The sequence below is a fragment of the Pararhizobium antarcticum genome (genome assembly GCF_001885585.1).
GTDB lineage: Bacteria > Pseudomonadota > Alphaproteobacteria > Rhizobiales > Rhizobiaceae > Pararhizobium > Pararhizobium antarcticum.
On sequence record NZ_LSRP01000085.1, the window covers coordinates 122,178 to 135,324 of the forward strand.

Annotated in this window: 12 protein-coding genes; 4 read left to right on the top strand and 8 right to left on the bottom strand. The window is 61.4% G+C overall.

The genetic code is table 11. The features are described from left to right. Window positions 1–57 precede the first annotated feature (57 nt). On the top strand, window positions 58–243 hold the full coding sequence (locus tag AX760_RS12490) for a type II toxin-antitoxin system RelE family toxin (protein ID WP_071833206.1): 186 nt from the start codon (window positions 58–60) through the stop codon (window positions 241–243). A gap of 62 nt (window positions 244–305) precedes the next feature. Here the strand turns inward: AX760_RS12490 and bglA are convergent, their stop codons facing one another. Further along, complete coding sequence (gene bglA, locus AX760_RS12495; protein ID WP_071833207.1) at window positions 306–1,955, bottom strand: beta-galactosidase BglA; 1,650 nt, start codon at window positions 1,953–1,955, stop codon at window positions 306–308. Between the two features lie 366 nt (window positions 1,956–2,321). Between bglA and AX760_RS12500 the strand changes: the two genes are divergently transcribed. Both AX760_RS12500 and AX760_RS12505 read left to right on the top strand, forming a co-directional pair. Further along, window positions 2,322–3,248 (top strand): sugar kinase, encoded by a 927-nt coding sequence (locus AX760_RS12500; protein ID WP_071833208.1) that lies wholly within the window; start codon window positions 2,322–2,324, stop codon window positions 3,246–3,248. Between the two features lie 161 nt (window positions 3,249–3,409). Beyond that, on the top strand, window positions 3,410–4,216 hold the full coding sequence (locus AX760_RS12505) for a tetratricopeptide repeat protein (protein WP_175552058.1): 807 nt from the start codon (window positions 3,410–3,412) through the stop codon (window positions 4,214–4,216). Window positions 4,217–4,279: 63 nt separating this feature from the next. Here AX760_RS12505 and der read toward each other — a convergent pair whose 3' ends face one another. The 3 genes from der to AX760_RS12520 form a co-directional block, all read right to left on the bottom strand. Continuing rightward, window positions 4,280–5,716 (bottom strand): ribosome biogenesis GTPase Der, encoded by a 1,437-nt coding sequence (gene der / locus AX760_RS12510; protein WP_071833210.1) that lies wholly within the window; start codon window positions 5,714–5,716, stop codon window positions 4,280–4,282. A gap of 118 nt (window positions 5,717–5,834) precedes the next feature. Beyond that, window positions 5,835–6,518 (bottom strand): tetratricopeptide repeat protein, encoded by a 684-nt coding sequence (locus tag AX760_RS12515; protein ID WP_071833211.1) that lies wholly within the window; start codon window positions 6,516–6,518, stop codon window positions 5,835–5,837. Between the two features lie 107 nt (window positions 6,519–6,625). Next, a complete protein-coding gene (locus tag AX760_RS12520) occupies window positions 6,626–7,213 on the bottom strand; it encodes an NnrU family protein (protein ID WP_071833212.1) in 588 nt (195 codons plus the stop codon). Window positions 7,214–7,355: 142 nt separating this feature from the next. On the opposite strand from AX760_RS12520, the gene AX760_RS12525 reads away from it, so the two are divergent. Further along, complete coding sequence (locus AX760_RS12525) at window positions 7,356–8,360, top strand: polysaccharide deacetylase family protein (RefSeq protein ID WP_071833213.1); 1,005 nt, start codon at window positions 7,356–7,358, stop codon at window positions 8,358–8,360. Between the two features lie 20 nt (window positions 8,361–8,380). Here AX760_RS12525 and bacA read toward each other — a convergent pair whose 3' ends face one another. The 4 genes from bacA to AX760_RS12545 all read right to left on the bottom strand — a co-directional run bounded on the left by bacA (window position 8,381) and on the right by AX760_RS12545 (window position 12,952). After that, window positions 8,381–9,658, bottom strand: coding sequence for a bacteroid development protein BacA (bacA, locus tag AX760_RS12530; RefSeq protein WP_071833214.1), 1,278 nt, complete (start codon window positions 9,656–9,658; stop codon window positions 8,381–8,383). A 114-nt stretch (window positions 9,659–9,772) separates the two neighbouring features. Next, window positions 9,773–10,981 (bottom strand): YbfB/YjiJ family MFS transporter, encoded by a 1,209-nt coding sequence (locus AX760_RS12535; RefSeq protein ID WP_245295006.1) that lies wholly within the window; start codon window positions 10,979–10,981, stop codon window positions 9,773–9,775. An 80-nt stretch (window positions 10,982–11,061) separates the two neighbouring features. Beyond that, entirely contained in the window at window positions 11,062–11,814 is a 753-nt protein-coding gene (gene map, locus AX760_RS12540; RefSeq protein ID WP_071833215.1) for a type I methionyl aminopeptidase, read from the bottom strand. 76 nt (window positions 11,815–11,890) lie between these two features. Continuing rightward, the gene (locus tag AX760_RS12545) at window positions 11,891–12,952 is read right to left on the bottom strand and encodes an LLM class flavin-dependent oxidoreductase (protein WP_071833216.1); all 1,062 of its coding nucleotides are present in this window, start codon (window positions 12,950–12,952) and stop codon (window positions 11,891–11,893) included. Between the last annotated feature and the right edge of the window lie 195 nt (window positions 12,953–13,147).

Sequence of the window (13,147 nt, forward strand, 5' to 3'; positions counted from 1 at the left end):
GGATGACGTAGCGAATGAGGCAATTGTCGAGTTCAACTCCGGCAGGTCCCGTGCGCTTTGAGACATCACGCCACCAGCGGGTTCTGGAAGACCTACGACGCGCTGTCCGGCATTCGCCAGTTGGCTGTTCAAAACTTCGAAAAACTGGAAACAAACCCCAAGCATCCCTCGCTGCGTCTCAAGCAGGTCGGGCGCTTCTGGTCGGTGCGTGTCGGGCAATCCTGGTGCGCCTTGGCCGTCTGAGAGGACGAAGACATGATCTGTTTCTGGAACGGATCCCATCCCCTGCCGAGTATGACAAACTGCTAGGATGAAACCCGCCCGCAAAACACATCCAGCGCGTCCAGTTGAAGCTCGTTTCCCGTAAGCGTCGGCGCAAAACCCGGCATCGGCATCACCTCTGCAATCTTCAGCGCCTTCGGCAATTGCACAACCTGCGGGCCGCGATGCAGGTTGAACACGAACAGCAGTTTAACGCCGGCCTTTTCGCGGGTGAAGGCGAGGATATCCTCATTGGTGTCGATAAAGGCCATGCTGCCGTCGAGAAGCGGTGCATGCGCTTTGCGGAAGGCCAGGGTCTCGCGATAGTGCGCCAGCACCGAATCGGACAGCTTTTCCTGGGCATCCGCTGCCAGCGCCTTATGTGCATCCGGTACCGGAAGCCAGGGTTTTGCGGTTGAAAAACCGGCATGCGGCGCCTTGTTTTCCCAGACCATCGGCGTGCGGCACCCGTCGCGCCCCTTGAAGGCCGGCCAGAAGCGGATGCCGTAGGGGTCGCGCAGATCCTCGAAGGCAAGATCCGCCTCCGGCAAAGCCAGCTCCTCGCCCTGGTAGAGGCAGATCGAGCCACGCAGCGCAGCAAGCACGGAAATGGCGAGTTTCGCGACACGCTCCCGCTCGTCTTCGCTCTGCGTGAAGCGCGTGATGTGGCGCATGACGTCATGGTTTGAAAACGCCCAGCAGACCCAGCCGTCGGTCACGGCGGCCTGGAAGGCGCTGACGCAGCGGCGGATATGGGTGGCGGTAAAATCCGGTCCGAGCAGATCGAAAGTGTAGCACATATGCAGCTTGTCGCCGTCGCTCGTATAGGCGGCCACCGTCTTCAGCGACCGCGCCCCGTCGCCGACTTCGCCGACCGTGGCGCGGTCGCCATAGGCGTCGAGCAACGCACGAAAGCGCTGCAGGAAGCCGATGTTTTCCGGCTGCGTCTTGTCGTAGAGGTGGTTCTGCATGCCGTAGGGATTGACATCAGGCGCATCGAGGCCGATCGCGTCCGGATCATGGACCAGCGGCGGATTGTCCCGCAGTTCCTTGTCGTGGAAATAGAAGTTGACCGTGTCGAGCCGGAAACCGTCGACGCCGCGCTCCAGCCAGAAGCGAACCGTGTCGAGCAGCGCATCCTGTACCTCCGGATTGTGGAAATTCAGATCCGGCTGCGAGCCGAGGAAGTTGTGCATGTAATATTGCTTGCGCACACCGTCCCATTCCCAGCCGGGACCGCCGAAGATCGACATCCAGTTGTTCGGCGCTGTGCCGTCAGGCTTCGGATCGGCCCAGACATACCAGTCGGCCTTCGGATTGGTGCGGTCCGAACGGCTCTCCTTGAACCAGGCATGCTGGTCCGACGTGTGGGAAATCACCTGGTCGATGATGATCTTGAGGCCCAGTTTATGGGCCTTTTTCAGCATGTCGTCGAAATCGCCGAGCGTTCCGAACATCGGATCGACATCGCAGTAATCAGAGACATCATAGCCCATGTCAGCCATGGGCGAGGTGAAGAACGGCGAGAGCCAGATGGCATCGACACCGAGCGCGGCAATATAGGGCAGACGCTGCGTCACGCCCTTCAGGTCTCCCAGACCGTCTCCCTTGGTGTCCTGAAACGACCGCGGATAGACCTGATAGATCACCGCGCCGCGCCACCAGTCGGGATTCGTCTTCGGGGAAGAGGTCATGAAGGGCTCCGGCTTGCAAGAACTGACGTCACCAGATGTAACCGTCCAGAAGCATTGAGTAAACGCAGTTTCTGGCCGGTCCGGAGAATTGACGGGCCGCGGCACTGACGTGTCTCGGCGGGCGAAGGGAAATGGCTCCCGTCCCCACGTCGGCGACGCCATCCTGCAAAACCCCACCAGTCCAAGACCGATGGGATGACGCTACACCGTGCGGAAGCCCGCCAGATCGCGGAACACGGTCTTGTCGCTGCCGGTGCGGGCCACGGCCGATGAAGCGCAACAGGGTGAAAAAACAAGGCATCCGCTTGCCATCGGCCTTGCTGCGCCGTATCTCGGCTTTCAGGCAAAACGAGCGGGGGGATAGGCATGGCTGGCAGGATGCTGTCGATCGGTGAATGCATGGTGGAACTGATGCAGGCCGAGGGTGATCTTCTGCGCAAGGGCTATGCCGGCGACAGTTTTAACACCGCCTATTATGCCCGCCTCTTTCTGCCTGCGGACTGGTCGGTGGATTACCTGACGGCGGTCGGAACCGACACCGTGTCCGATGACATGCTTGCCTTCATCGCAGGCACCGGCGTCGGGACAGGCCAGATCCGTCGCGTCGAGGGGCGCACGCCCGGCCTCTACATGATCCACCTCAAGAACGGCGAGCGCAGCTTTTCCTACTGGCGCTCGGTCTCCGCCGCAAAAGCCCTGGCCGACGACCCCGCACATCTGCGCTTCGCCGTCGAAGCCTCTGATGTCATCGTCTTTTCCGGCATCACGCTGGCAATCCTCGCCCCCGATGCGGTCGAATCGCTTCTGTCGGAATTGCGCAGGGCAAAGGTCGCCGGCAAGTCCGTCGTGTTTGATCCGAACATCCGCCCACGCCTGTGGGACGACAAGGCGCGCATGCTTGAAACGATCCGTGCCGGCGCGCGGGCGGCGACGCTGGTCATGCCGAGCTTCGACGATGAGGCGACGCATTTCGGTGATATCGATATTGCCCAGACGATTGCCCGCTACAGGGCGCTGGGCGTCGACGACATTGTCGTTAAGGACGGGCCGAACGGGATCACGCTGGACTTCAAGGACACACAACAGACTTTTGTGCCGGCTGCGCTGGTTGAAAACGTGGTCGACACGACAAGTGCCGGCGACAGCTTCAACGGCGCCTTCCTTGCGCACTCTGTTGTGCACGGAAATCCGGCAGATGCGGCCGCCTTCGCAGCCAAGATCGCCGCCGGCGTCATCGGTCATCACGGCGCGCTCGTCGCGCGTGAAAAACTTCTGCCACCCGGTCAAGGTTGATGGCATTTCGGCTGACGGTGCCCGGATGCGACAGAGAGGTGAAAGCCTGTTTCCACGGGAACGGGCGAGAGCCTGTTTCCTCGGGAACCGCACCGGAATGGCTCCAGTGGCATAAACGCAGCCAGCAACATAAGCTGCACATGGCAACACTGGAGCCCGGCATGACCTTCTCCACTTTTCTTCTCACATCCGTGTTTTTCGCGACAATCGCGACAGGCCTTCTTGCCCCGTCGAACAAGGCGGCGGCGCAGGACAGCCGCAGCCTCTGCGACACCCTTGCCTCGAGCCGTTACGATACCACGCGTCCACCCGGCCTGGCGGGCGTCGAGCAGGAGAAGATCGACACAGCCAAGGCCCTGCCCGCCTGCCGCGACGCGCAGGCCAAAGCACCGGCGGATGCGCGCCTCGCCTTCCAGCTCGGTCGTACCCTCATGCAGGATGGCAAGGAGAAGGAAGCGCTCGTCCTGTTCGAGCAGGCAGCGACCGCCGGTCACCCAACGGCCATGGTCAATCTGGGCGTGGCGCTGCACGAGACGAAGCCGGATGAAGCCTTTTCCTGGTACAGCCGCGCCGCCGCTCTCGGCGACCTATTGGGGCAGTACAATCTCGGCGTCGCCTATCAGGACGGTGTCGGCACGCCGGTCGACGTCACCCAGGCGCTTGCATGGCTGCAGAAATCCTCCAATCAGGGAGACGACGTGGCGGCCTACAACATCGCCATCATCCATGACGAGGGCACGCTTGTTCCGGAAAATACCGACAAGGCGCTGACCTACTACCGGCTCGCCGTGGATCGCGGCAATACAGACGCCATGGTCAATCTCGGCATCATGTATGAAAAAGGCGAAGGCGTTGCCGCCGATGTCGCGACAGCACTCGGGCTTTACAAACACGCGGCAGGCCTCGGCGACGCCGATGCAAAGGCCGAAGTCGACCGGCTCGAGGCAGACGACGACAGGCAGGAATAACCGCTCTCAAGGCGGCATGCAGTCGAACGTAAAAACGGGAGCGTTTCATCGCTCCCGTTCGTATCAATAAATCTTGCGCTTCTTGCGGTTCTCGAACGGATTGTCCGAGGCCTTCATGTGGATGCGGATCGGCACGCCCGGCAGCTCGAAATCGGCACGCAGCCCGTTGGTCAGGTAGCGGACATAGGATTCCGGCACCGATTCGGGTCGTGTGCAGGAAATCATGAAACCCGGCGGACGGGCCTTGACCTGCGTCATGTATTTCAGCTTCAGGCGACGCCCCGACACGGCCGGTGGCGGATGCTGGATCTGCTGGCTTTCCAGCCACTTGTTCAGCTTGGCCGTCGAGATGCGGCGGTTCCAGACCTTGTCGGTATCGATGATCGCCTGCATCAGCCGGTCAAGCCCGTAGCCGGTCTGGCCCGAGATCGGCACGGCACGAATGCCGCGCGCCTGCGGCAAAAGCCGTTCGGTCTTTTCGCGCAGATCGGCGAGAAACGCCTGCGTGTTCTCGACCAGGTCCCACTTGTTGAAGGCGAGCACGGCGGCACGGCCCTCGCGAATCACCAGATCCGCCAGTTGCAGATCCTGTTTTTCGAAGGGGATCGTCGCATCAAAGACGATGACCACGGTTTCAGCAAAACGGATCGAGCGCAGGCTGTCGGCGACGGAGAGCTTTTCCAGCTTTTCCTGCACACGCGCCTTCTTGCGCATGCCGGCCGTGTCGAACATCTTGATGGTGCGGCCGCGCCAGTCCCATTCGACCGAGATGCTGTCGCGGGTGATGCCGGCCTCAGGGCCGGTGAGCAGCCGGTCTTCACCGAGAAAACGGTTGATCAGCGTGGACTTGCCGGCGTTCGGGCGGCCGATGATCGCCACGCGCAACGGCTTGGTGTCGTCATATTCCGGCTCGTAGTCGTCATCGACATCATCGCCTTCGCCATTGTCGTTGCGAATATCGACATTGGTGGCCGGCTCGTCGATCTCAGGCGGAAAGGCCCGGTCTTCGCCAATCGCCTCGACGATCGCATCGCGCAGGTCGATCATGCCCTGGCCGTGTTCGGCCGAGATCGCCACCGGTTCGCCAAGACCCAGCGTGAAGGCGTCGTAATAGCCGCCGTCGGAGCCCTTGGCTTCGGATTTGTTGGCGACCAGCACAACCGGCTTGCCGCGACGGCGCAGCATCTTGCCCAGCGTTTCGTCGGCCGGCGTCAGCCCGTGTTTGGCATCGACCACGAACAGCGTCAGGTCGGCCTCGTCGATGGCCGCTTCCGTCTGCAGCCACATCCGGCCCTGCAGCGTCTCCGGTCCGGACTGCTCGAGGCCGGCGGTGTCGATGATGGTGAACCTGAGATCGACGAGCTTGGCATCGCCCGGCCGTCGGTCACGGGTAACGCCCGGCGTATCATCGACAAGCGCCAGCTTCTTTCCCACCAGACGGTTGAAAAGCGTGGACTTGCCGACATTGGGGCGCCCAACGATGGCGACGGTGAAGTTCATTTAGAGATCCTGTCTTCATTCGAGAACGACGCGCATTCGGGTGAACACGCGTCGCTCCAATTTTTCTTGTCATAACATCTTATCGGGCTCAGGTGATCCCACCTGAACGCGGGATGCACTAGGACGCCTGTTCGGGCGCCTTTCCGCTTGCGGCAATCAGGTCGAGCAGCATCTGGGCGCGATTTGCCAGATTGCGCGGGCTCTCAGCATCGTCGGCGATCTGCTGGAACCATGTCTTGGCTTTCGGCATGTCGCCGGCCTTGTAGGCAGCAAGACCGAGGACCTCGCGGGCGGAATGGCGCATCGCACCGGCCGGCACGGCCATCTGCTCGACTTCGGCCGAAACCTGCTCGTAGGTGCCGGTATCGACCAGAAGATAGGCGGCGCGCATGCGGGCAGCATCGCGCATCGGCTTTTCGATCGTGCTGTCCTTGCCGATGTCGGAGAATGCCTGAATCGCCGCAGCGGTATCGCCCTTCTGCACCTGCAGCGTCGCAGCCCGCATCCGCGCCAGGACCGGATAGGCGCCGTAGCCATCCTTTTCCAGGCTGGTCAGCGCGGCCAGCGCCTCGTCGGTCTTGTTTTCCTTGGCAAGGTTCAGGGCTGCCAGAAACTCGTCGCCGGATTCCGATGCCGAGGTTTCGTGCCAGTATTCATAACCGACCTTGCCGATGGTGCCGAGCACGATCAGAATGGCAATCGCAATGAAAACGCCGCCAAATCGGGACCAGACAGCCTTGACCTGTTCCGAGCGGAGCTCTTCATTGACTTCGCGAATAAAGCTTTCGTCCTGGTTTGCCATTCCTGAGTTCCGGTTGCCCGGCCTTCCTTGCAGATATGAAAGTGAAAGAACGCGCCTTCTACCGCATTTTGCAGCACTTGTAAGGGGGGCGCGTGATTTAGCCGGACCTAGCCCATGACGACGGGGGCAACACCGATCACAAGTTCATGAAGTTTCCAGACGATCAGGCCATAGACGAGGGTGCCGATCACGATGGCGACGACATCATAGCGATAGGACACGAAGGGCGGGTAGACGATCTCGCCGGCGCGCCAGCGGCGCTTCATCGAGATGCGCAGGATCACGCCCCAGATCAGGAATGTGGTGAACAGAAGGACCGAATTGGTTTCGCCATTGCAGAGCAGATGCGACAGCGCCCAGATCTTGATCGCGAGAACGGCGGGATGTTTTGTTGCCGTGCGTATCCTGCCTGCCGGCAGATAGGCGGCGACCAGGCAGATGGTTGCGATCAGCAGCAAAGTCAGCGCGATATGGGTGAGAAACTTCGGCGGATTGTAGAGAATCCCGCTGGTCGCCCGCGCCGCGTCGAAGCCATAGGCGATCAGACAGAGGCCGATCAATGCCGAACCGCCATGGATCGCCATCCAGAGACCCTTGCCGCCCCGCGCCATGACCGCGGCCCGGACCCCCGGCACAAAACTCTTGACCAGATGGATGCCGAGAAAAATCACGATACCGAGAATCAGAATTGCCATGTCGGGCACCCGCCGCTGTTGTTGTTCTTCCTCCTCGCATAGCCGTTACCGCACGCCATTGCCAGTGTGATCAAAGGATTGCCGCATTCCTGCCGCAGGGCTGGGGCCCGCAAATCGCCGCAGTCATCTCCAGGTCGCCGTCATGTTCTGTTTTAAAGCCGCCCCGGCCCTCGCGCTGGCCATTCTTGTTTCCCCTCCTGCAAATGCCAGCGACGGCAAGGATCCGCCCCGGGGCAAGCAACTCGTTATCGTCTCCTTCGATGGCGCGCATGACAACCGGCTGTGGGAAAAGAGCCTGGAGATGGGCCGCCGGACCGGCGCGCATTTCACCTATTTCCTCTCCTGCACCTTTTTGATGACCAAAGCCGATGGCGGCCAATCCTACCGCGCAGCAGGCCACAAGGCCGGGCGCTCGAATGTCGGTTTTGCCCAGAGCCGGGAAGAGATACAGGCGCGCGTTCGCCATATCTGGCAGGCGCATCTCGCCAGCCACGATATCGGCAGCCACGCCTGCGGCCATTTCGACGGCAAGGGCTGGAGCCGTTCCGATTGGTCGAACGAGTTCGGCGCCTTCAATGCGGCGCTGTCAGATGCCTGGAAAGCCGCTGGTATCGAAGGCGAACAGCCCGAAGGCTGGGCTAATTTTGTCGGGAAAGACATCAGGGGATTTCGCGCGCCCTACCTCTCGACCAGCGACGGCCTCGTTCCGGCTCTTGAAAAGGCTGGGTTTTCCTACGATGCCAGCCTTGTCACCAAGGGGCCGGCATGGCCGACATCAGAAGCCGGCCTACAGCGCTTCGGTCTGCCGATGATCCCGGAAGGCCCGCAGCAGCGTCGCGTCATCGGCATGGACTACAATCTGTTCGTCCGCCATTCGATGGGCGTCGAAAACCGCAAGGACAGCACCGCCTTTGAGGAGCGCACGCTGTCGGCCTTTCGCAACGCGTTCCGGAGCGAATATGAGGGCGGCCGCATTCCGCTGCAGCTCGGATTTCATTTCGTCGAGATGAATGGCGGAGCCTATTGGCGGGCGCTTGACCGGTTTCTCAGTGAAACCTGCGCGAAAGCCGATGTCGCCTGCGTCAGCTATGCACAGGCCCTGCCGATGATCACGGCGCGCGAGAAGGCGGATGGCTCCGCCTTCTGAGGTATGCGTTCCTCACGGCATCAAGGCTGAGCAGCCGCGATCTCGCCGTCGTTTTCCTCACGTTCCATGTAGCGCTGGTCGATCTCGGGCAGCGGCTCGTCGTCGATCGCCGCTTCGAAGGCGCGCAGGCGCTTGTAGATCGACAAGAGTTCGACGATCGTCGACCAGGAATTGACGAGATACTGGAACGATTCCCGCACCTGCCCGAAGACGTTGAGGATCTGGTTCATCACACCGAGCGTCAACTTGCCGGCCACGATCGATGGCACCAGGATAAAGGTGCCGAAAAGGTTGTCGGCCTGCAGGTAGAAGATCCGGGCGATGTTGAAATACATATAGTGGAAATAGAGCCGGAAATAATTGCGCCGGACATTGTCGAAAAGCTGCGCCACGGTGCTCGGCTGGGCGCGGTCGGCATTGTCCTCGCCATAGACCAGTTCCTTGCGGTAGGCCGCCTCGACGCGCTGGTTGCGGAATTCGAGCCCCGGCAGCTTGATGCCGACGACGGCAAGAAAGACCGTGCCAAACAGCGACCAGAGGATAGCCGCCCAGACCAGCGCATGGGGAACGGGGCCAATGAACGGAAGTTCGGTGACTTGCTCCGAAAATTTGAACAGCACCGGCAGGAATGCGATCAGCGTCATGATCGAACTGACGAGGCTGACGCCAAGGCTCTCCATTGTGCGGGAGAAACGCATCGTATCGTCCTGGACACGCTGCGAGGCACCTTCAATGTGACGCAGTTTCGGCCAGTTGGCCATGTAGTAGTTGTTCATCGCCGTGCGCCAGCGGAAGATGTAGTGGCTCACGAAAAACAGGTTGAGCACGCCAACCGTGACTGCGACGAAGGCAATGCCGGCAAAGCCGACCATCCCGAAATAAAGGTCCGGCGCGGTCGGAATAGGGTCAGTCCTTGCGAGCGCACGCTGGATCATGTCGTAGAACGGACCATACCAGGCATTGATCGCGACGCTGACCTGCACCGAGAAGTAAGTGTTGAAAACGATCAGCGCCGTGCCGAGAACCGACCAGTTCTGCCAGGGATGCGGGCTGAACGAGAACCAGAACGCGGTAAAGATCGCAACAGCAACCGCGTAGTAGATGTAGAACCACAGGAATGGCGTCGACCAGAACACGGACACGCCGATGACAGGCTCCTGTCCGGCGGCCAGCGGGGGCAATCCGATTATACTGCCAAGGTCACTACCACCCAAATACCAGGAGGCAATGACGATGGCAGTCCAGATGATGATTGATGGAAAAAACAGCCGGGGCGTCGGGAAAAAGGATTGGAACAAGGCAGGCACTCTCGCTTGTTGGCGTGGCAGGCATACCACCCGCCGGATGCGCCGAAACTAGGGCAAAACCTGCACCGCAACAATCGCAGAAGGCTAAAGTTACCGTGATTTAATTCAGCGGCTGCGCTGTCCATCCAGCGCGGTGACAATCCGCTTCATTTCGAGACCGGTGATCAGCGCACACAGGAGCAGCACGAGGGCTGCCATGAGCGTCGGGATCGTGAAGCTGCCAGTGCGCTCGGCGAGTGCACCCGCGACCAGCGGTCCGATGATCTGCCCGACGCCGAAGGCCGCCGTCATGAAGGCGAGCGCCTTGCGCGGACTGTCCGGCGCAAGGCCCCGGCCGATCTGCAGGCCATAGGCGGTGATCATGATGAAGGTCAGGCCGAGCAGCATGCCGCCAATCAGCGGCGCAACCGGCAACGGCAGGCAAACGGTCGCGACAAGCCCGGCAGCCTCGACCAGAAGGCCGATCAGATAGACACCGACAGCCCCGAAACGCGGCACGGCCAGCCGCCAGAGGACAACGGACAGCGCAGCACTCAGGCCCGTCAACAGCCAGGCCAGAAACTCGATCGTCTGGTCGGCCGCACCCTGCCGCGCCATGGTCACCAGGAATGTCGCGGTGATCACATAGCCGAAACCGAACATGCCATAGGTTAGGGTCATGACGACCAGCGGCCGGGTCCAGAGGAGCGGTTTTTCGACCGTCCTGCCCTGTTGCGCGACATCGCCTTTCGGCAGCAGAAGGGCAACGACACAGAGACCAGCTGCAGCCATCAGCGCGCCGGCAAACCAGTCCGCTCGCCAGGATGAAAGACCGGACGTATTCGCCTGCGCCAGAAGCCAGACCATCAGCGACGATACGGCGATGCCGATGCCGACGCCACCGAAATGGATGGACTGCACATGGACTGCCCCGGCACGCAGGCCGCGCCCCAGGACGATGCCCGACAGGAAAATCATGGCAAAGGCACTGGCAAGACCGGCGAGAAAGCGGATGACTGAAAAGACCATGAGCGACGAGGACAGCCCCATCGCCAGCAAAAGCACTGCCGTGGCGGCCAGTGCCAACAGGCCGAGCCGCCGCTCGTGGCCTGCCGCCCAGCCATAGCCGGCAAGCACCGCACCGGCGAGGTAGCCGATGAAATTGGCAGACGCGATGACGCCGGCATCGGACGGCGACAGATCGAGCCCTGCCATCATGCCCGGCAGGATCGGCGTGTAGGAAAACCTGCCAAAGCCCATGGCCACCGCCATGCCGATACCGCCGGCCAGCGCCGTGGGCCAGAGGTCAGAATCAGGGGTGCGGGTGGCGGTCATCCCGTGGTTTATCGCAGCGCAGCATCCTGTCTTCAAATGACAAAATCTGATCGTTCCGATCAGCGCCCGGAATGCAGCCCTCAATCCGGCAGCGTCACCACCAGCGGCCCGGAGCGGGTGGCGACGACCGTATGCTCATATTGCACCGTCGGTGCCCGCGGCTGGCTGTAGAGCGTCCACGGATCATCCTCGCCATCCTGCGCGAATTGCGCGCCCAGCGACAGGAACGGCTCGACCGTGAACACCATGCCGTCGGTCATGCGGCGCTTCTCGTGTTTATCCGGCCAGGTGGCGATCTCGGTCGGCTCCTCGTGCAGCGACAGGCCGACGCCATGGCTGGCAAGGTTTGTCACCAGCGTATAGCGGTTCTTGCGCGCAAACGTTCCGATGGCATTGCCGATCGCCGACAATGGCTGGTCGGCGCGCACCTGCTTGAGGCCGACCCACATGGCGCGCTTGCCGTCGCGGCAGAGCCGGTCAATCAGCGGCTTGACCGGCGGCACGGAAAACGACGCGCCGGTATCGGCGAACAGGCCATTCTTTTCGGCGGAAACATCGATATTGACGAGGTCGCCGGCCTTGATGACACGGGCGCCCGGAATGCCGTGGGCAATTTCCTCGTTGACGCTGATGCAGGTGGCGCCCGGAAACTTGTAGGCAAGTTCAGGCGCCGAGCGCGCACCGGCGTCTTCCAGCACCTTGCGCCCGATGGCATCTAGCTCCGCGGTCGTCATCCCCGGCTCGAGCGCGTCGCCCATCACCTTCAGCGCATTGGCACAAATGCGGCCGATCTCCTTCAGCCGCTCCAGATCATTGTCATTGTCCAGTGTCATAAGATCTCGCTTTCGCGGCCTGTCTAGGCCGTCCAGCTACGGCAATCCAGACGGGACGGATAGGAAACGCTGCAAATCACGCAGATTTTGCCTGTTTTTCAGCATCCTCGGCCAGGGCCTGCCGCACCAGAGGCGCGACCTTGGTACCATAAAGCTCGATGCCGCGCATGATCTGGTCGTGCGGCACCAGCCCGATGGCCATCTGCAGCAGGAAACGATCGTTGTGGAACAGCCTCTGATGCCGGACGATCTTTTCGGCGACAGTGTCGGGATCGCCGAGAAACAGATTACCGTTCGGCCCGATCGCCTGGTCGAAATGCGCCCGGCTGGTCGGCCCCCAGCCGCGCTCGCGGCCGATGCGGTTCATCACCTCGGCCTGCGGTCCATAAAACTGGTCGGCGGCGGCCTGTGTCGTATCGGCGATAAAGCCGTGTAAATTGATGCTGGTCTTCAGCTTTTTGGGATCTTGCCCTGCTCGGCGCGCTGCCTCCCGATACAGATCGAACAACGGCGCAAACCGCGCCGGCTCGCCCCCGATGATCGCCAGCGCAAACGGCAGGCCCATGGCACCGGCCCGCGCCACCGATTGCGGCGTGCCGCCGACCGCGATCCAGATCGGAATGTCCGCCTGCAATGGCCGCGGATAGACGCCACGCGCGTTGATCGGCCGGCGTTTCTCGCCCGCCCAGGTGACGATCTCGCTGTCACGGATGGCGAGCAGAAGGTCAAGCTTTTCGGTGAAAAGCTGATCGTAGTCATCAAGGTCGTAGCCGAACAGCGGGAAGGATTCGATGAACGAACCGCGTCCTGCCATGATCTCGGCCCGGCCACCGGAAATGAGATCGAGCGTCGCGAACTGCTGGAACACGCGAACCGGATCCTCGGAACTAAGCACGGTGACGGCACTGGAAAGCGTGATGTTTTTCGTACGCGCCGCAGCGGCAGCCAGGATCATCGCCGGGGCGGATGCCACATAGTCCGGCCGGTGGTGTTCGCCCAGCCCGAAGACATCGAGCCCGACCTGATCGGCAAGTTCGATCTCCTCGATCAGATGCCGAACCCGTTCCGCCCCTTCCACGCCACGCCCACCGGGCGCCTGCGGATGCACGTCACCGAATGTGTAGAGACCGAGTTCCATGAGATTTCCTGTCTGGTGCCGCCTTTGTGCGGGTGCTGGTTCGATCCATGAATAGCGATCAGCAATTAAACCTCACAGTGTCGAAGTTGAAACACTCTGTTTCAACGGGCGCTCAACCGTCCCATGGGTTCATCAACCGAACTCCGATTCCTCTGAAATCCCGTATATTGCGAGCAACCACAGTCAGGTCGTTGT